Source organism: Phosphitispora fastidiosa (assembly GCF_019008365.1).
GTDB classification, from domain to species: domain Bacteria; phylum Bacillota; class Thermincolia; order Thermincolales; family UBA2595; genus Phosphitispora; species Phosphitispora fastidiosa.
Genome location: NZ_JAHHUL010000006.1, coordinates 16,858 through 35,650, shown reverse-complemented (window position 1 = coordinate 35,650; position 18,793 = coordinate 16,858). Strand labels below are relative to the sequence as shown.

The window sequence follows — 18,793 nt, the reverse complement described above, 5'->3', positions numbered from 1 at the left end:
CTCTTTTACAGTAGTGCTCTTTTACAGCTGCTCTTTAACGTTACCGGCCATTTTCATATACCGGATAACCTTCAATAAAAAAGTCTTCCCCGATGCATCCCGAGTTAACACGTTTCAATTGTACCGCCCGGTCCATAGTTTCAATTCCCGCGCCGCCGACAGGTCCCGGCGCCTCCTTACCTCCAATTACCTTGGGGGCAATAAAGGTTAGCATCTTGTCTACCAAACCGGCTTCTAAGAATGAAGCAGCCACTTCGGCTCCGCCCTCTACCAGCAGCCCGGTAATCTCCATTTCGCCAAGTTTAGCGACCAGGTCATGCAAGTCCACCCGCCCCTGCGCATTTGCCGCAGTCCTTACCAACTTGGCTCCGGCTGCGGCCAGTGACTTTATCCCGGCAATGGATGCCTTATCAGTAACAACCACAAATGTTGGCCCATCTGAGTCCTGAGTCAGCACTCTGGAACCGGCCGGTGTCCTCGTCCTGCTGTCCAGGACAATTCTTACCGGGTCACGTCCTCCTTCGGCAAGCCGGCACGTTAGGGCAGGATTATCGGCAATAACCGTATTGACCCCGACCAGGATGCCGTCATATTGGTTCCTTAGCCGGTGCACCATCTCACGGGCCGGTTCTGCCGTCACCCATTTTGAATGCCCGGTCCTGGTTGCTATCCTGCCATCAAGAGTCATTGCTGTCTTTAACAGTATAAAAGGCTTTCCCGTGGTAATATATTTAATAAAAATTTCATTAGTCCTTTTGGCTTCCTGTTCCAAGAGACCAACATAAACCCTGATACCGGCATTCACCATCTGTTTGATACCACGGCCAGCCACCAACGGGTTAGGGTCCTCCATGGCCACATAGACTTCACGAATTCCGGCATTAATAACAGCTTCACTACAGGGGGGAGTCCTGCCATAATGTGAACACGGTTCCAGGGTAACATACAGCGTCCCCCCCCGGGCATTTTCACCTGCCTCCCTTAGGGCATGAATTTCAGCATGAGGGGTTCCGGCTTTTTTGTGGTATCCTTGTCCCACAATCTGTCCATCCTTAACAATTACAGCTCCCACAAGAGGATTCGGGCTGGTCCGGCCGGCTGCCCTTTCAGCGAGTTGCAGTGCCAGACGCATATGCTGCTCATACATGGTCTTTTTCTTCCTTTCATTCCCATAGTGTATCTAAATTTGCAAAATTACGGCAAAAAACCCTGAAGGAAAACACTTCAGGGTTAATAAGCAGCACATTAACACATTAATTATGCAACTGTTCCTTCTCCCATCCAGACTTTAACTGTCGGCCCCGGAATCACACCGGGTCAACCCTATAAGGCTCGCGGGCTATCTCGTTGAGAATTACCGCCGGTACGGAATTTCACCTGTCCCTGAAGGTTTATTGTATATTTTTGTCGTTAAAAACAATTATATTCAGTTTTTGGCAGGGTGTCAAGCGAAATACCCGGCAGCAATGGTTATTTGCATGCAAGTACAAATAATCCCACTTTCTTCCGTAAACTTATTTATTCACAAACACATCTTTTCAAATTTCGGATTTGAACCTCATGCTCCCCCAGCACTTCAAATATGGATCTCTGATTCTCCTTTAATTCCCTTACTGAAGAAATCATTTCCATCCGAAACTCCAGAAGGCCTGCCGTTTGCTCAAAAATTGCCTCCTGCCTTCTTGCTATTCTGTTGACAGTTTCCTTTAGTCCGCTTATCTCTGTCTTCAGGCCGCCTATGTCACTTCTTACTTCCGTCATCTCGCTCTTGAGACCGCCTATGTCACTTCTTACTTCCGTCATCTCTGTCTTCAGACCGCCTATGTCACTTCTTACTTCCGTCATCTCGCTCTTGAGACCGCCTATGTCGCTTCTTACTTCCGTCATCTCGCTCTTGAGACCGCCTATGTCACTTCTTACTTCCGTCATCTCGCTCTTGAGACCGCCTATATCTGTTTTCATGCTATCCATCCCTGTTTCAAGGCCTGTTACTTTGTCCACCAAAAGTTCCAGCAGTTGTCTATCAGTCATCCTTCTCCCTCCTATTTTCATTATAACACAGCGGAAATCTCCAAACACCAGGCAAACACGTGTTCGCATCTGATTTAATTATAGCATATTTTCGGAATTAATGGAATATGTTGGTTGAATTATTATGAAAAAAGTGGCTGGAAAATTCCAACCACTATGATAACGATTTGTTTGATTTTAGCTTATCAAAATCACTTCAAGCTTTTCCAGCAGCCTTTTGAGCATCACGATCCCCTGTGCCCTGGTGGCTTCTTCACCAGGCGCAAAAGTATCTTCTGTCATGCCGTTAATTATTCCTGCTGAACCGGTTTGGTCCACACCCTGTACAGCCCATGCCGAAATGGCGGCGGCATCTGCAAAAGATACCGGGTTTTCTACAGCCAGTTCTCTACCGGCAGAATACCTGTATGCCCTTGCCATCATGACAGCCATCTGCTCCCTGGTAATGTTTGCATCCGGAGCAAAGCTGCTGTCACTCAAGCCCGCCACAATCCCGGCGCTGTATGCAGCCTCTACATATCCGGCATGCCATTCACCGAAAGCAATGTCCTGGAATCGTCCGCTGCTCTCAAGCTGTTCTAAGCCGAGACTTCTGACCAGCAGTGCCGCAAATTCGGCTCTGGTAATTTCTGCTTCCGGCGCAAAACGGGTTTCATCTACCCCATCAGCGATATGTCTGGCGGCCATCAGCTCAATGTCAGCTTTAGCCCAGTGACCGGTAATATCTGCAAAGGTTCTGCTATATTCCATAACCGCATATTTGCTGAAATGTTTAAGCACAACTGAGATTGTCCCCTCTGCTGCATTGACTCTACCGCCGATAAATTCCCATTTGCCTTTTGCTTCATTATAATAGTACACGCCAAGTTTGTTAACATCAGTGACTTTACCGGTGTCGAACTTCAGGGTAACAGTGATGCCCTTTGAAGGCTGTTCCCCATCTTTGGCTGATATGTCTATTATCACACTGCCGATGACCAGGTTCTCATCTTCATCAGGAATCAGTTTATCATAATCTTTATCCAATCCTCTGATTTTCGCCAATACCAGAGTAACCTTTCCGGCAAATGCCCCTGAGGGGATCTCTACTGTAACATCATCCCCCAACTCTACAGATGTCTGTTCATCAGGATCAATCTGCACTGTTACAGAATCTTCATCAACAGCAGGTACTGCACCGCCACCGCCACCGCCGCCTCCGCCGCCATCGGTGGACTCATTGACAGTGTAGGAAACAGTGTTTGACCCGCTGCTAACATTTCCGGCACCATCAATAGCCTTTGCCACAATGAGGAAGGTTCCGGTTGACCCCAGGTTTGCTGTGACACTGAAATGATAGACGCTGCCGGTTACGCTGCTTTCTACAGTCCCGGTGCCAACGAGTACTTCATTATCTTTATATATATTGATGCCAATTCCCGGTTCATAAGCATATCCGGATACGGTAATACTGCTGTTGTAACCGAATTCGCCGGCGGTTGGGGCTGTAATATAGGGTTTGTCAGGCGCAATAGTATCTGCGGTAAAGCTGACGCCGGCGCTCCCGGAATTACCGGCAGCATCCGTGCCGGCAACGGTAATGTTAATTATACCGTTTTCTGTGCTAATCGGATAGCTAACCTCCCACACGTTTACCGTACTGGTAGGAGCCATTGTCACTGTATTGCCACCAACTACCACCACAGGCGCTTCCTGCAAGGTTTCATTGGCAGCCACGGTTACGGTCACATCTCCGCTCGGCGCCGGGTTAGGCGCTGTTGTGACCGTAAAGGTGGGATTAACCGTATCCTTAATCAGGGTTTTGGCTGAACTCGGACTGCTCACATTACCTGCCGCATCAGATGCCGTTGCCGTAATACTCAGTGGACCGTCAGTCAGGCCGCTCAGGTCAACAATCATGGTCCAGGCCCCGCCTGCTGCAGCCGTACTGCCAAGCAGTTGACTGCCATTGCAGTACAGTTTTACATCTGCCCCCGCTTCATCTTCTGTACCACTGAAAGTAAAGCTGTTTACATTTGTAATGTTCACATAACTATCATTTGTTAGTGTTACAATGTCAGGTGCCGGAGGTGATGTTCCATCTGTTACGGTAACCAGGGTTCCGGCGCTCTCATTTCCCCTGTTATCCTTAGCGGTAATCTTCAGGACCTTTCCCGATGGCTGGGTATCAACAGAAACAGTAAAAGCTCCGTCACCTGCCGCAGCTGCCGAGTTGATCACAGTGGAATATACGTTATCATAAACAGTAACCGTATTGTTTGGTTCTGCTGTTCCTGTAACAACTGTGTCATTATCATCAACCGGGTTAACTGACGGCGCTTCCGGGGCTATGGTATCAGCCGCAAAGACCGCATTATAAGCATTGACCAATTTCCCACTGACCGTTTTCCCGGTTAGTGAAGGGAGGGGAACTCCTGTATCCATCAGTATCTGATTTACTTCATCAGGCGTCAGGTCCGGATTCACACTTAACACCAGCGCTGCCGCCCCGGCCACATGGGGAGTTGCCATGGAAGTGCCGCTAAGGTACTGATATGCGTTTTCAGGGTCTGGCGATGAATAAACCGGCTGCAGGCTTAAAATGTCAACACCCGGTGCGCCAATGTCAACACTAGTGACGCCGTAATTGGAGAAACTTGCTAATCCACCCCCATTGTTAATGGCAGCAACAGCAATAATATTAGTACTGTTAAGCCCTGAAGGTGAATCGGGGGCTATGTCATTGTTAATCCCGATGTTATTCTCATCACCATTACCGGCAGCGGCAACAAAAACCTGCCCGGAGCTGTTAATTGCATTCTGCAGCTCAAGATCAATTCCAGAGGCAGGCAGACTCGTCCCCCTTCCCCACGAGTTGTTGGACACTCGGACACCCATGGCAGTCGCATATTCAATAGCTTCAATGGCGTCAGAAGTCGTCCCCCCGTCCAAACCGATAAACTTCAGGGGCATTATCTTCACATTTGGAGCTACCCCGGCAACCCCGGTGCTGTTATTGGCCACAGCAGCCATGGTGCCGGCAACATGGGTACCATGGTAGTCCTCATCTGCAGGGTCAAAGACTGTATTATCATCATTGTAAAAATCCCAGCCATTGATATCATCCACGTAACCATTACTGTCGTTGTCTATCCCGTCACCCGGTATTTCCCCGGGGTTGGTCCAGATATTGTCAGCTATATCCGGGTGGTTAATATCCACTCCTGTGTCAATCACAGCCACAACAATCTCAGGGTCTCCCATGGTCAGATCCCAGGCCTCAGGGACATCCATATCTACATCATCTATCCCGACATAGCCCGCGACATCCTGACCTATATTATGCAAGCCCCATAATTTATCGAACTTGGGGTCATCCACAGTTATCTCCCTGGGATAATAGAGGTAGTTGGGCTGGGCATAAAGGACATCGGGGTCCTTCTCCAACTGTCCGATAATATCCTCTACCGTGGAACCATCAGTGATTTTTACAAGTTCGCTCCCCGTCAGGGAGTGTTTTTTCACGGTTCTGACCGCAGCCCGGCTTTTTAACGACCTAATGTTAACACTGTCGGCACCAGGCTTAAATTTAATAATTACCTCATCATCAGCGTAAGCGCGGCGGTCCGGGATGGAAACCCCGTCCGGGCTGGATCTTTTCTCAGCAGCAGTAACAGCTGCTGCGGGAATCAAACTAATGACTAGTGCAAGTATTGCCAACATGGATATCAGGCTGTTCTTTATTTTTCTCACTATACCCTCCCCAATCTGTCACCTACTCCTCTGGAAAGCCAAAAAAAAACACCCTCAGATGTTTTAAATTTCGATATTTTTCCGGTTTTTCCTGCAGAATCCATGGCAATTTTTCTTTTTTCGAGTATATAGTTCTTTTTTTTCAAGTGAACAGGTCTTCAATTAAAGCTTCCAGTACTTCCTTTGTATCTTGATGGCCTCATCAATGGGTATTCTCATCACAGGCTTCTCAAAGCGAGGTTCCGTCCCCCCCGGTTCTTCCACCTTTACCCCATATTCACCAAAAACATTCACCACTGCGGAGACCGCATGACCCACTACACCCAGGTTATACCCTCCCTCGAGGGCGGCCACAATTCTGCCGCCACATTCCGAAGCAGCTATTCGCTTAACTATTTCAGCCAACCGGGCATATCCGCCGATAGTCATTTCCAGGCCCGCCAGGGGGTCTGCGTAATGAGCATCAAAACCTGCTGAAACCATGATCAGCTGTGGCTTAAATTGCCGGGCTACCGGCTCCAGTATCTGGGTGAAAGCAATATACAGGCCGCTATCACCGGTCCACCTGTTAAGCGGTACATTTATCGTATAGCCTTCCCCGGCGCCGGAACCGGCGTCCGAAGCGCTGCCGGTATGGGGAAATATCCCCTGTTGGTGGGTGGAAAAATAAAGGACACCCGGGTCACCATGGAAAGCCTCAGCTATACCGTTGCCGTGGTGGACGTCCCAGTCCACTATGAGAATTCGTTCTATGCCGTATGTTTTTCTGGCATGGATAGCCCCGATGACAACATTGTTAAACAGGCAGAAACCCATCGACCTATCTGCTTTTGCGTGATGCCCCGGAGGACGCACCAGAGCAAAGGCCGAATCAACCGTGCCCTCAATAACACTGTCGACAGCAGCAGTAACTCCTCCGGCAGCCATCAGCGCCGCTTCATATGATTTGGATGAAACGACTGTATCCGGATCCAGATACCCCCCACCCTGTTGGGCAAAACGAGCCACCTTCTCTATATATGCAGGTCCGTGAAACATGGCCACCTGCTCAACAGATGCCTCTTCTGCTCCTATCTCAACCATCCTGTCTCTTATCCCATAATCATCAAGGGCTTCCAGGATGTATTCCAGTCTGCGGAAATTTTCCGGATGTGACCCTGTATCATGTTCCAGATAAATGGGGTCATAAACCAGTCCCACTTTTTTCATATACTAATCACCTTTCTCCGGCAGCAATCCTCAGGCTCCTCACCGCTCCCGCAATGTCGCCTGTACCGAAAACCGCGGAACCGGCAACCAGGACATTGGCCCCAGCCTTTACTATCTCCCCGGCATTCCCCGGCCCAACACCACCATCTACCTGAATTTCAGTTTGCAGGCCAAGACTGTTTACCCGGTCACGCAGCGCCGTTATTTTGGGAATCACCGCGGAAATAAATTTCTGCCCGCCAAATCCCGGATTCACTGTCATTAGAAGGACCATATCCAGCTCTTCCAGGACATATTCGATTACATTCAGAGGTGTGGCTGGGTTCAGCGCCACTGCTGTCCTGATGCCATATGATTTAATATTCTGTACCGACCGGTGCAGGTGGGGACAGGCTTCTGCATGGACACTGATCAGATCAGCCCCCGCTTTGACAAACTGTTCGATATACCGGTCAGGTTCCTCAATCATTAGGTGGACATCAAACAACAGGCTGCTTTTCGGCCTTAGGGCTTCCACCACCAGTGGGCCGATGGTTATATTAGGCACAAAATGCCCGTCCATCACATCAATGTGTAAATAATCTACTCCTGCCTCTTCCACCAGCCTTACCTGGTCAGCCAGGCAGGCAAAATCCGCAGACAGTATTGAAGGCGCCAGTTTCACCATTTGCACATCTCCCCTTATATATATGTTGTCTAAGTCTGAATGCTGCGTATCTAGAATCTTTATCTAATAGCTTTATCTAATAGCTTTATCTAATATCTTTTCTCCCGGGAATCCAACTCCTCCAGGAAAAGCAGGTAGTGCTGATATCTCTCAGGATTTATTTTACCCTCGTGCAAAGCCTGTTTCACGGCACAGTCCGGCTCAGCCCTGTGGAGACAGCCGTTAAACCGGCACTGCTCTATATATGCCAGGAATTCAGGGAACATTTCACCCAGGTGCTTCCTGTCCATCTCAGGGATATACAAACTGCTGAACCCCGGGCTGTCCACAACCAGTGACCCCGGATCAAGTTCCAACAGCTCGGCATAGCGCGTAGTATGCCGCCCGCGGCCGATTTTTCTGCTTACCCTGCCGGTTTTCAGTCCAAAGCCAGAGTGAACCACATTTAACAGTGAAGACTTTCCAGCCCCTGAAGGCCCGGCAAAAACTGTCAGGTGGCCTTTGAGGCAATCCCTTAATTCTGTAATCCCCTCTTGTGTCTTCGCACTGGCAGGCAGCACCTTATATCCGGCATCAATATATATTTTAACCAGTGAAGCAGTGGTCTCAATGTCAACCAGGTCTGTTTTGTTAAAACAGATTATGGGAAGCAGCCCGGCAGCTTCAGCCTGCACTAGCAGGCGGTCCAGCAAATCAGTCTGGGGGTCCGGGTCAGCACAGGCCATTACTATCACCACCTGGTCCACATTGGCAACCTGGGGCCGGTCCAAAACAGTGGTCCGGGGCAGGATTTCTTCAATCACCCCGGTTTTTTTGCCCCCCTCCCGGACCTTTACCCGGTCTCCGGGAAGCACAGTTTGCTTTGACAGCCTGAACTTGCCCCTTAAGCGGCATTCCCAGACCTCTTTGTCGATTTCAACATAGTAAAACCCGCTATACGCCCTGACTACAGTGCCCTGCTGCATAAAGTCCTCCTTCTAATTTACCGGAAGTTCCTCGTATGGCGCCTGGAAATCATCAATAAATACCCTGATAGTGCCTCTCTCGTAATAAGCCACCAGCTGGGAAAACGGTTCCCCGGAGTTATATTCTACAGGTCCATAAGCCACCCGTTCACCCACCACATCTGAAACAACAATTTTCAGTTGGTGAGTTAAGCCGTCAGTTGGCATTGCTCCTTCAACCCGGACTGTCTTCTCCTTGGGTCCCGGTCCCGTACTTAATACTATTTTCACGGCATCGCCCTCCTGGACCTCAGTCCCGGGCTGAGGGTCCTGCGTGATGACATATCCGGAAATATATTCCTTGCTTTCCTTCTGGTCAATATCAGGACTCAGGGTTAACTTTGCTTCTGCAAGTTTGGCCTGAGCTTCCTTCAGGGAAATACCGGTAATGTCAGGAACTGCAGCAGGTCTTGGTTCAGGCCCTTTGCTGATCACCAGCTTGACAGTGCTTCCCTTTCTGGCTTCGGCATCTCCGGCCGGGGTCTGTTCAATAACTGTCCCTGCTTCCGCCTCATCGTCAAATTCCTCGGAAAAGCTGACTTCAAAGTCGGCATTGGTCAACTCTATCTCAGCTGCTGTTTTTTCTTTGCGCACTACATTGGGTACTGTTATAAAATTCGCGCCTTTACTTACAATCAGTTCCACCTGAGTGTATTCTTTAACCTTTGTCTCTGCCGGCGGGTTCTGACTGATGACAAAGCCTGACTCCACTTCAGGATCAAATTCCATCCTGGTTTTGGCAACGAGTTTCAGGGCATCGAGTTTTTCTCCTGCCTCTTCATAGGGGATATTCTCCACATCTGGAACTACCACTTCAGGTACATTAATGAAGTCACTGACCCAAATGTACCCTACCCCTGCCAGCAGACCCAGCAGAGCGACAACCAGTATGGTGACAAACGGACGTACTCTTTTCTTCTTTTTCCGGCGGAAATTCTTGGCATCATCATCCTTTTTGTCACCTGTGATTACCACCGGACCGCTCATAACTTTGGTGGCGAATTCATCGGCATCCATCACCCGGGTCTCTCCGCCGGTTTCACCGCTGATAATTCTCTTCAGGTCCCTGGCCATATCACCGGCGTTCAGGTAGCGCATGGTAATATCTTTGTTCATGGCCTTTAGAATTATCCGTTCCAGTTCAGGTGAAACACCGGGGTTCAGCCTGCCCGGAGGCAAAGGTTCGGATTTAATGTGTTTCAGAGCAACCGCTATCGGGGTCTCCCCTTCAAAAGGAACCTTTCCGGTAAGCATTTCATACAGGACCACACCAAGAGAATAAATGTCTGATTTAGCCCCGGTTGTTTCTCCCTTAGCCTGCTCGGGAGAAAAATAATGTACTGATCCCACTATCATCGAAGAATCGGTTACAGTTACCGAACTCATCATCTGTGCTATCCCGAAGTCAGTAACCTTTACCCTGCCGTTATCCATAACCAGGATATTATGTGGCTTCACATCCCGGTGTACGATACCGTTTTCATGGGCATCCTGCAGACCGTCACAGATCTGCCTGGTTATGTCTACTGCCTGGTCTATGGGCAGTTTCCCCTGCTCCCTGATGATTTCCTTCAGATTACGGCCTTCGATATATTCCATTACTATGTAGTGGGTATCACCTTCCTGGCCGACATCATAAACACTCACAATATTAGGGTGAGATAGTTTAGCAACAGCCTGAGCCTCCCTGCGGAAGCGGGAGACAAACTCATCATCACTGGTGAATTCGGAACGCAACACCTTAACTGTTACCCGGCGGTTTAACAGAGTGTCCTTCGCTTTGTAAACCACCGCCATTCCCCCGCCGCCGAGACGGGACACAATTTCATACCTCTTGCCCAGCAAATTTCCAATCACGGCTATCACCTCACTGTCTGATTACCTTTTTCATTATTTCCCTGGCTATCGGCGCCGCCTCGATGCCACCTGCGCCGCCATTCTCGACGATAACCGCCACGGCCACCTCGGGGTTTTCCGCCGGGGCAAATCCGATAAACCAGGCATGGGCGATCCCATGCGGGTTTTCCGCTGATCCGGTCTTCCCGGCAACCTGAATCCCCGGAATGGATGCTGCCCTCCCAGTTCCGTTGGCCACAACCGCAACCATGAGGTCTCTGATTACAGCTGCTGTTTCTTCGGCCATAGGGGTTAACAGCAGCTCTGCCTTGAAAGGCCTGATAACCCTTCCCCCGGGACCCCTGACCTCATCGACCAGGCTTGGTTTCATGACCTTGCCGCCATTAGCAACTGCAGCAGTCACAACTGCCATATTTAACGGAGTTACCAGGAGGCGTCCCTGCCCGATAGCAGTCTCTGCCAGCTCCAGCTCAGACATTTCCCCCGATTCTGGAATCCGGCTGGCAGCCACTGCTGTTTCTACAGGCAGTTCCTTACCGATTCCAAAGCTGTGTGCTGTTTCCACAAATTTGGCAGCGCCCAGTTCCATGCCAAGTGAAGCAAAAACATAGTTACTGGAGCGGGCCATTGCTTCCGAAAGACTCAGTCTGCCCTTTGCCAGACTGTCTTCAATACGCCGTCCCTCAACGATAATATACCCCGGCGCTTCAAAGGTCCGGCTTACCGTATCCGGCCGCGCAGCCAGAATTCCTGCTGCTGTTACCACCTTCATAGTTGACCCCGGTGGATATAGACCTTGAGCAGCCCTGTTCAATAAAGGGCTGTCGGGATGTGTCCTTAGGCTTTCCCATTGACTCTCTATCTGCCCCGGGTCAAAACCCGGCTTGCTCACCATCACCAATATCCTTCCGGTACCTGGCTCAAGGGCTACAACTGCCCCCTTCCGGTTCCCCAGCATGTCATACGCTGTTTTCTGCATCTCGGCATCCAGGCTAAGTATTATATCATTTCCGGGTTCACCTGTATCAAGCATATTCAAAGCCCAGGAACCATCAGCGGCCAGACCGCTGTCAAGGCCCAGCAGTTCCCGGTTATAGGCAGCTTCCAGCCCCCAGCGGCCCAGTTTCCGTGAAAGGTAACCGGTCACATTCCCGGTTATCGCACCATAAGGATATACACGCTTTGCGGACTCTCCCGATCTAATGGTTTCAGCCAGTACCCTGTCCCCGCTGTCACGGATCTGTCCCCTGAGTATCTTTTCTTCAAGTATCTGGAGCCTCCTGTTGCGTGGGTGATTAAGCAGTTCATCACTGCGAAATACCTGCAGGTATGTCATATATACAATATTTATAAAAAATGCCGCCATTATCAGTCCGGCAACTACCACTATGTTCCGGTTCATCATTGATTTCAGTCCTCTTTTTCTAGCCTTCAGCTGATATCCTCATCAGCAGCCCCAGCATTATATAACTGGAAACCAGGGAACTGCCGCCATAGCTGACAAAGGGAAGGGTCACCCCCGTCAGAGGCAGAAGCTTAGTCACCCCGCCAACTATAACCAGAGTCTGCACAGCCAGCAGTGATGTCAAGCCTGCAGCCAGCAGGGCCCCAAAACCTGTATGTGCAGCCAGCGAAATGCGAAAGCCCCGATAAATTATGAAGCAATAAATGATAAGGATTGCGATTGCCCCTGCCAGCCCTGTTTCCTCACTCCAGGCAGAAAAAACAAAATCTGTATGCACAGCCGGTATCAGGTTTGGCTGACCCAGACCGATTCCGGTCCCAAATGTTCCCCCGGAGCCCAGGGCAAACAGGGACTGGATAATCTGATAACCCTTACCTTCAATATCAGCCCAGGGATTCATCCATATAGCAACCCTGACCCTGACATGACTGAAAACGTAATAGCATACTGTTGCTCCAAAACCAAAGAGAACGCTGCCAAATAAAACGTAAGACCACCTTCCCGTCGATATATAGATCATGACCAAAAATGTCCCGAAGAAAATCAGCGCAGTGCCCAGATCCTTCTGAAAAATCAGCAGCGCCAGGGAAAAACCCCACATTACCAGAAGAGGTCCGATGTACTGTACGCCGGGGACAGGAATACCCCAAAGGTTTCTGGTCCCCTCAGTAAGAACCTCTCTCTTTTCCTCCAGGTAACTGGCCAGGAAAATAACCAGGATGATCTTAACGATTTCCGAGGGCTGAAATCTGGCAATACCTAGGTCTATCCAGCTTCGCGCACCACCGGCTTCCACTCCAAACAATATTGTGGCCAGCAGCAGAATAAGCGCTGCCAGTATGTAAATATATTTATAATCTTCAAGTCTTTTATAGTTTTGCAGCAGTCTGACCGTGGCCAAAAAAGCAGCCAAGCCTGTAAATAACCAAATTGACTGGCGCATGGCATAATCCGGTTCCAGCCTAAGTATCATTACCAGTCCAGCTACACTCAACATTGAGGTCAGTGGAAACAGGAACTGGTCACCCCGGAACCGCCATTTTTCCAACAGCAAATGGACCGCTATCAATCCCAAACTTACTAGGGCTGCAAACAGGAGCGGCTGCTTAAAGCCAGCTGCCGCAAAAGTTTCGCTGTCAGCTCCAAAAAGACCTAGCAATCCCATCCAGAGAAATAGGATCACATATATAAATAGCGACCGCTCATGCTCACGTTTTCCGGAATACATCATATCAATCCCCCGGCTATTCTGCCTGGTAAAGTACTACCGTAATATTATCATCTCCGCCCCTGTCCAGGGCCTTATCAATAAAATGTCTGGCGCGTGCTCCCAGGGTTTCTCCCGCACCTGCCATCTGACCTATCTCTTCAACGTTAATCATATTGGACAAACCGTCGGTACATAGAAGTATAATATCTTCTTCAATAACATTTTCTTTAACTACATCCACATCTACAGATGCGGCTGTACCGATTGCCCTTGTCAGCACATTCTTCTGGGGGTGGTTTTCCGCCTCCTCTTCTGTCAGGCTGCCGTTCAGCAGCAGTTCATTGACCAGTGAATGGTCACTGGTCAAGAGTTTAATTACAGAACCCCGTACCAAATAAGCCCGGGAATCCCCCACGTGGGCAATATATACTTTTTCACCCCTGATCAGGGCTGCGGTGACAGTTGTCCCCATACCGCGGAAATTTTCCCTGTCTTTCTGGGCATATTCATACACTGTCGTATTGGCATGCCTGAAGGCCATTTGCAGAGCTTCGATCGGGTCCTCCTCCAAGACAGCGCTGTTTTTCCGCAGGTATCCTGAGATAGCATCAAGAGCCAGTTTACTGGCCACCTCCCCTGCCTTGTGCCCCCCCATTCCGTCAGCTACGGCTAATAGCTGCAGGTCATCACAGACACAGCAGTTATCTTCATTATTCTTTCTTACCAATCCAACATGGGACAGCTTACTCCACTTCATACTCCCACCTCACAAACTTGAAGGTTACTCCCGCAACAGCTATAGTATCACCATGCACCAGAGGAACTGATTCATTGACTCGTACACCATTAATATATGTTCCATTTATGCTGTTTAAATCCTCCAAAAAAAACCCGTCATCCTGAAAAATAATCCTGGCATGATTATGAGATGCAAATGAGCTGGTCAGCTTTATATTATTATGACTGCCCCTGCCCAGATGGGTCTGCCTGTCCAGATAAATAACCTCACCCTGTTTCAGAGCCGGGTCATCGCTTCCAGTAATCACCAGCTCCGCCCCGCTGGATGCCCGGGAGGCTTCGGCCTGACCAAAAGCTCTATTCCCCCGGCGCCGCAAGTCAGTCACTATAAAATAAAATACCCTCAATAAAAAAATATATATAATTGCCAAAGTAATGAACTTTATTATTAATAGAATCGCCTTCATAAGCTACACCAGCCTGAATTCCAGGAATGTTGTCCCCATCCTGATGCGGTCCCCATCTGCCAGTTTCTTCTTGCTGATGCGGATCCCATTTACGAAGGTACCGTTAGTGCTTCCCAGGTCGGTAATGAAAAAACTCCCCTCCATAAAGTCAATGGATGCATGAACCCTGGATATATTGGAGTCTTCAAGCGGGATATCACTGGTTCTCCGCCTCCCCATGATAACCCCCTGCTCACTGAGAGGGAATTTCTTATGGTCCCGGGTGCCGGCTTTTTGTTCCAGCAAAGCCCTGGGCCGCACCGTGACGGCGGCTTTCCCGGTAAGGGTATCCTGGCCCGCCCCCCCTGGCGCCGGTTTATAAAACTTAATTTTTTCAGCTATAATAGTTGAATCAGAAAACCTGCCAGGCTGCTCATTCGCAATTTCTGCAGGCAGAGACGGAGCCTTGGCAGCAGTTCCCGGCAGTTCCTCGGAAAAAGAGCTGTGAACAGCTATATTCCCTAGCTGCAGGCTTTTATCAAGTTCAAATGTGACTGTGATTTCGCCTACTATATTGTAGTCCCTGCTCTGCACCTTTTGCTGCGCAAATTCCCGCAGCTCATTAGCCAAGGCCTGGCGCACCGGGGAAACAGTTTTCCAGTCCTCTTCCCCCAATAGCACCTTAAATTCATTAGGCACATAAACCTTGGAAACACTGACATTTTTGTGGTCACGCATTTCCCTCATAATGAGCTTGGCAATCTCAGCAGGCTGGATATGGTCAGCAAACTTGTTTTTAAAAAAGCCCTCTATGTATTTTTCCGAAATCTTCTCCAGCTTATTAAAGAAGCCCATCCGGCCACCTCCATTCTTTAACCGCCCGGCGCCGGAGCTGACCGCAGGCGGCATCGATATCTGCCCCTTTTTCCCGGCGGACAGTAACCGGTATTCCCGCCCCTTCAAGAACCTCTCTAAAGTTCTGGACCCGCTCCCGGTCTGATTGCCGGTACTCCCGTTCATCCACCCGGTTTAAGGGTATCAGGTTTACATGACAGAGCATGCCCCGGAGGAGCCTAACCAGTTCTTCCGCCTGGCCGGCAGAATCGTTAACCCCCTTAATGAGCGCATATTCAAAAGTTACCCTGCGGTTAGTCACGGAGATATATTCACGGCAGGCTTCCATGAGCTGCCTGACAGGATATTTCCTGTTGACCGGCATCATCGTATCACGGAGCAGGTCATTGGGAGCATGCAGAGAAACAGACAGGGTAATCTGCAGGTCAAAGGCTGCAAGCTTCATGATTCCGGGAACCACTCCACAGGTGGATAAGGTGATATGCCTGGCCCCGATTTGAAGTCCCGAGGCTGCAGTAATCATGGTAATAAATTTCAGTACATGGTCCAGATTATCCATCGGCTCACCGGAACCCATAATCACTATGCTGCTTACCCTTTTACCGGTATCATTCTGAATCCCGGTAACCTGGGCGTAGATTTCTCCCGGAGTCAGGTTCCTTACCAAACCTCCCATCGTTGAGGCACAAAAGCCGCACCCCATCCGGCAGCCCACCTGGGTGGAAACACAGACACTGTTGCCATAGTCATGTGGTAAAAAAACACTCTCGACAGTCTCTCTGTCTGCAAGTCCAAAGAGAAATTTTACTGTTCCATCCTTTGACTTCTGTCTGGTAAGGATTTCAAGGCTTCCCGGAGTGGTTAAAGCCTGCAGCCTCTCCCTTAGTTTAAGAGACAGGTCGGTCATTTCATCAAACCGGCTAACCCCCTTCTGATGAACCCATTTATATATCTGGGCAGCCCTAAATCGAGGTTCGCCAAGCCCGGCCACCAGTTCCCCGGTCTCCTCAATACTCAGGTCCATCAAATTGATAGTTTTGCTTTTATTCAATGTAATCACCGGCTGTCACTTCTGCTTTCTCATGCGGCTGATAAAAAACCCGTCAGTACCATGGATATGCGGAAAAAACTGTACATATCCCAGTTCCATCGTATCGGTTCCCTTAATGTTTCTTAAAGCTTCAGGCAAAAAACCTGCCAGGCTTTCCAACTGAAATTGACCATGTGTATCGAGAAATTCCCTCACAGTATCGATATTCTCCTCAGGTGTCATGGTACAGGTACTGTAAACCAGGACACCACCCGGTTTCAGGCATCTGGCTGCACTCTGCAGGATTTTCACCTGCAGCTCATGCAGATGGGCAATCTGTCCCGGTTCTTTCCTCCATCTGATTTCAGGGCGCCTTCTAAGAACCCCCAATCCCGAGCAGGGCGCATCAACCAAAATATAGTCAGCTTCCCCGGCCCACCTGCTGTCAAGCTCTGTGGCGTCATGCACTACAGGATTAATTATGGTTATCCCCAGCCGGGCGGCGTTTTCCTCAATAAGCCTTATTTTATGTGGATGGACATCCACACTTATAACCTGCCCCCTGTCCCCCATCAACTGGGCCAGGTGAGCCGATTTCCCTCCGGGGGCGCTGCAGGCATCTATCACCAGGCTTCCCGGCTCCGGGCTTACGGCATGACCCACCATAGTTGAACTCTCATCCTGAACCATGAACAGCCCTGACCTGTGAGCGGTCAGACTGCCAACAGAGCGGAATCCCTCAATAATCAGTGTTTCGGCCGCGAAATCCCCGGGTACTGCATGCACACCTTCCTTTTCCAGCAATTTCTGCAGTTCCTCCCTGGTGGTCTTAAGTGTGTTGGTCCGCACGGCATTTGGCGGAATCTCATTATTAGCCCGGCAGAGTTCCTCAGCCCCGGCAGCGCCAAACTCTTCTACCCATCTGCCCACAAGCCATTCGGGATGGGAATACCTGATTGAAATCCCCTTGACCGGGTCCCGGGCTATGTCAGGAAATTCCAGGCTGTCTCTGTTGCGGGCCACATTCCGGAGAACTCCGTTAACCAGTTTGACGGTTCCGGGATGCCCAAAGTTCTTGGCCAGGTTGGTGGATTCATTACAGGCTGCTGAATCAGGAACCCTTTCCAGGTAAAGTATTTGGTAGACACCCATACGCAGGATATTCTTTATCCATACCGGAAGCGTTTCCAGCGGCTTTTTCAGGAACCTGCCCAACACCCAGTCAATAGTCCCCAAGTGCCTTAGAGTTCCATATACAAGTTCGGTAATAAATCCCCGGTCAGTCTTTTCCGGCTGGTATCTTTCAAGAATGCCGTTAAGGGCAATATTTGAATACGCCCCATCGTTGTCAACTGCATATAATACTTCAAGAGCCATACTACGGGCTGTTTTCTTTTTCAAACCGCTCTTCCCTTCTGCTTACGTCCTAACTCCGATTTCTGCCTTATGCGCCTTTGCGATTCGCCCTATTTGCCTTTGTATACTCTGTCTTAATCGTCCCTGTTTCCGAACATACCGGATAACACAAGCAGCCGCACTAGCTGCAGCAGGCTCATTAGCACTGCGGCGACGTATGTAAGAGCAGCGGCATTGAGGACCTTTTTGGCCCCTCCCGCTTCTCCGGCAGAGATGTACCCTCCCCGTTCCAGGCCCGCAAGAGCGCGGCTGCTGGCATTGAACTCCACCGGCAGGGTGACTATCTGAAACAGGACCACTGCTGTAAACAGGTATATTCCTGCTGTTAACAGCCATCCGGTCTGAAAAATCAGACCGATAAAGAATATCGGGAAAGCCGCAGTGGAACCAATCTGTGCCACAGGAACCAGATTCGCCCTGATGTTCAGGGGCAGATAGCCATTGTGATGCTGCATGGCATGGCCTGTTTCATGGGCAGCCACACCAAGTGAGGCCAGTGATGATCCGTTATATACCTCCTGACTCAGCCTGAGGACCTTCTTCCTGGGGTCATAATGATCTGAAAGGTGACCGCCTGTTTGTTCAATAGTGACGTCATGGATGCGGGCCTCTTCCAGCAGTTTTTTGGCTACCTGGGCCCCGGTATAACCGGATGCTGCCTTAACCCGCAGATACCGGGCAAAAGTACTCTTTACCTTAAACTGGGCATACATTGCCAGTATCAGTCCCGGTATCAGGATAAGCATCGTAGGCTCAAAGAATAAAAAAGGAAACATTCGTCAACCTCCTTCTCAGTATAAGTCTCACGAAATACAATTTCATTGATATCCAAGGATTTATACCTTGGACTTTTGGTTCGTTCCCCGTTGGCTCCGGAAATGACCGCAGAATGTGGTGAGGTGTTATACAAGATTTTCCTTGCACTGACGCCGCTATGAGTCTTGCTGCAAATCACCGGCAACAAGGCAGAGAGTCCCCGCATGTCCGAAGATGGCGAAGGCCGCCGGTAAGTTTTGGCCCGCCAAAACGGGAGGCGGCCATCTTATGAAGAAAACCCAATGAGCCATCGAGTTCGGGGACGCTGCCTTGTTGCCGGGGGGCAGCAGCTTAGACTCATAGGCGGCAGTGCTGAA

Annotated in this window: 16 protein-coding genes and 1 riboswitch; all 16 genes read right to left on the bottom strand. The window is 49.8% G+C overall.

What is annotated here, in order from left to right; genetic code table 11:
- Positions 1 to 40: 40 nt before the first annotated feature.
- The 16 genes from ribD to Ga0451573_RS07610 all read right to left on the bottom strand — a co-directional run bounded on the left by ribD (position 41) and on the right by Ga0451573_RS07610 (position 18,436).
- Complete coding sequence (gene ribD / locus Ga0451573_RS07685; RefSeq protein ID WP_231683308.1) at positions 41 to 1,147, bottom strand: bifunctional diaminohydroxyphosphoribosylaminopyrimidine deaminase/5-amino-6-(5-phosphoribosylamino)uracil reductase RibD; 1,107 nt, start codon at positions 1,145 to 1,147, stop codon at positions 41 to 43.
- Between the two features lie 118 nt (positions 1,148 to 1,265).
- Positions 1,266 to 1,395, bottom strand: a riboswitch (FMN riboswitch).
- A 123-nt stretch (positions 1,396 to 1,518) separates the two neighbouring features.
- The gene (locus Ga0451573_RS07680) at positions 1,519 to 2,031 is read right to left on the bottom strand and encodes a GumC domain-containing protein (protein WP_231683307.1); all 513 of its coding nucleotides are present in this window, start codon (positions 2,029 to 2,031) and stop codon (positions 1,519 to 1,521) included.
- Positions 2,032 to 2,208: 177 nt separating this feature from the next.
- A complete protein-coding gene (locus Ga0451573_RS07675) occupies positions 2,209 to 5,763 on the bottom strand; it encodes a S8 family serine peptidase (protein ID WP_231683306.1) in 3,555 nt (1,184 codons plus the stop codon).
- On the bottom strand, positions 5,763 to 5,909 hold the full coding sequence (locus Ga0451573_RS07670) for a hypothetical protein (RefSeq protein WP_231683305.1): 147 nt from the start codon (positions 5,907 to 5,909) through the stop codon (positions 5,763 to 5,765). Before Ga0451573_RS07670 ends, Ga0451573_RS07675 begins: the two co-directional genes overlap by 1 nt.
- Before the next feature lie 16 nt (positions 5,910 to 5,925).
- Positions 5,926 to 6,972 (bottom strand): histone deacetylase family protein, encoded by a 1,047-nt coding sequence (locus tag Ga0451573_RS07665; protein ID WP_231683304.1) that lies wholly within the window; start codon positions 6,970 to 6,972, stop codon positions 5,926 to 5,928.
- Between the two features lie 7 nt (positions 6,973 to 6,979).
- Positions 6,980 to 7,639 carry a ribulose-phosphate 3-epimerase gene (gene rpe, locus Ga0451573_RS07660; protein WP_231683303.1) on the bottom strand — a complete coding sequence of 220 codons (660 nt, stop codon included), beginning with the start codon at positions 7,637 to 7,639 and terminating at the stop codon, positions 6,980 to 6,982.
- 89 nt (positions 7,640 to 7,728) lie between these two features.
- On the bottom strand, positions 7,729 to 8,604 hold the full coding sequence (rsgA, locus tag Ga0451573_RS07655; RefSeq protein WP_231683302.1) for a ribosome small subunit-dependent GTPase A: 876 nt from the start codon (positions 8,602 to 8,604) through the stop codon (positions 7,729 to 7,731).
- 12 nt (positions 8,605 to 8,616) lie between these two features.
- A complete protein-coding gene (pknB, locus tag Ga0451573_RS07650) occupies positions 8,617 to 10,500 on the bottom strand; it encodes a Stk1 family PASTA domain-containing Ser/Thr kinase (RefSeq protein WP_231683301.1) in 1,884 nt (627 codons plus the stop codon).
- A 10-nt stretch (positions 10,501 to 10,510) separates the two neighbouring features.
- Positions 10,511 to 11,905, bottom strand: coding sequence for a peptidoglycan D,D-transpeptidase FtsI family protein (locus Ga0451573_RS07645; protein ID WP_231683300.1), 1,395 nt, complete (start codon positions 11,903 to 11,905; stop codon positions 10,511 to 10,513).
- Between the two features lie 19 nt (positions 11,906 to 11,924).
- Complete coding sequence (locus tag Ga0451573_RS07640) at positions 11,925 to 13,196, bottom strand: FtsW/RodA/SpoVE family cell cycle protein (protein WP_231683299.1); 1,272 nt, start codon at positions 13,194 to 13,196, stop codon at positions 11,925 to 11,927.
- Between the two features lie 13 nt (positions 13,197 to 13,209).
- Complete coding sequence (locus Ga0451573_RS07635; RefSeq protein WP_231683298.1) at positions 13,210 to 13,932, bottom strand: Stp1/IreP family PP2C-type Ser/Thr phosphatase; 723 nt, start codon at positions 13,930 to 13,932, stop codon at positions 13,210 to 13,212.
- Complete coding sequence (locus Ga0451573_RS07630) at positions 13,919 to 14,299, bottom strand: FHA domain-containing protein (protein WP_231683297.1); 381 nt, start codon at positions 14,297 to 14,299, stop codon at positions 13,919 to 13,921. Before Ga0451573_RS07630 ends, Ga0451573_RS07635 begins: the two co-directional genes overlap by 14 nt.
- A gap of 84 nt (positions 14,300 to 14,383) precedes the next feature.
- Positions 14,384 to 15,214, bottom strand: coding sequence for an FHA domain-containing protein (locus tag Ga0451573_RS07625; RefSeq protein WP_231683296.1), 831 nt, complete (start codon positions 15,212 to 15,214; stop codon positions 14,384 to 14,386).
- Positions 15,201 to 16,271 carry a dual-specificity RNA methyltransferase RlmN gene (rlmN, locus tag Ga0451573_RS07620; RefSeq protein ID WP_435052288.1) on the bottom strand — a complete coding sequence of 357 codons (1,071 nt, stop codon included), beginning with the start codon at positions 16,269 to 16,271 and terminating at the stop codon, positions 15,201 to 15,203. The genes Ga0451573_RS07625 and rlmN overlap by 14 nt, the downstream gene beginning before the upstream one ends.
- A gap of 9 nt (positions 16,272 to 16,280) precedes the next feature.
- Positions 16,281 to 17,645, bottom strand: a complete 1,365-nt coding sequence (gene rsmB / locus Ga0451573_RS07615) for a 16S rRNA (cytosine(967)-C(5))-methyltransferase RsmB (protein WP_231683295.1) — start codon at positions 17,643 to 17,645, stop codon at positions 16,281 to 16,283.
- Positions 17,646 to 17,734: 89 nt separating this feature from the next.
- Positions 17,735 to 18,436 (bottom strand): zinc metallopeptidase, encoded by a 702-nt coding sequence (locus Ga0451573_RS07610; RefSeq protein WP_231683294.1) that lies wholly within the window; start codon positions 18,434 to 18,436, stop codon positions 17,735 to 17,737.
- Positions 18,437 to 18,793 lie beyond the last annotated feature (357 nt).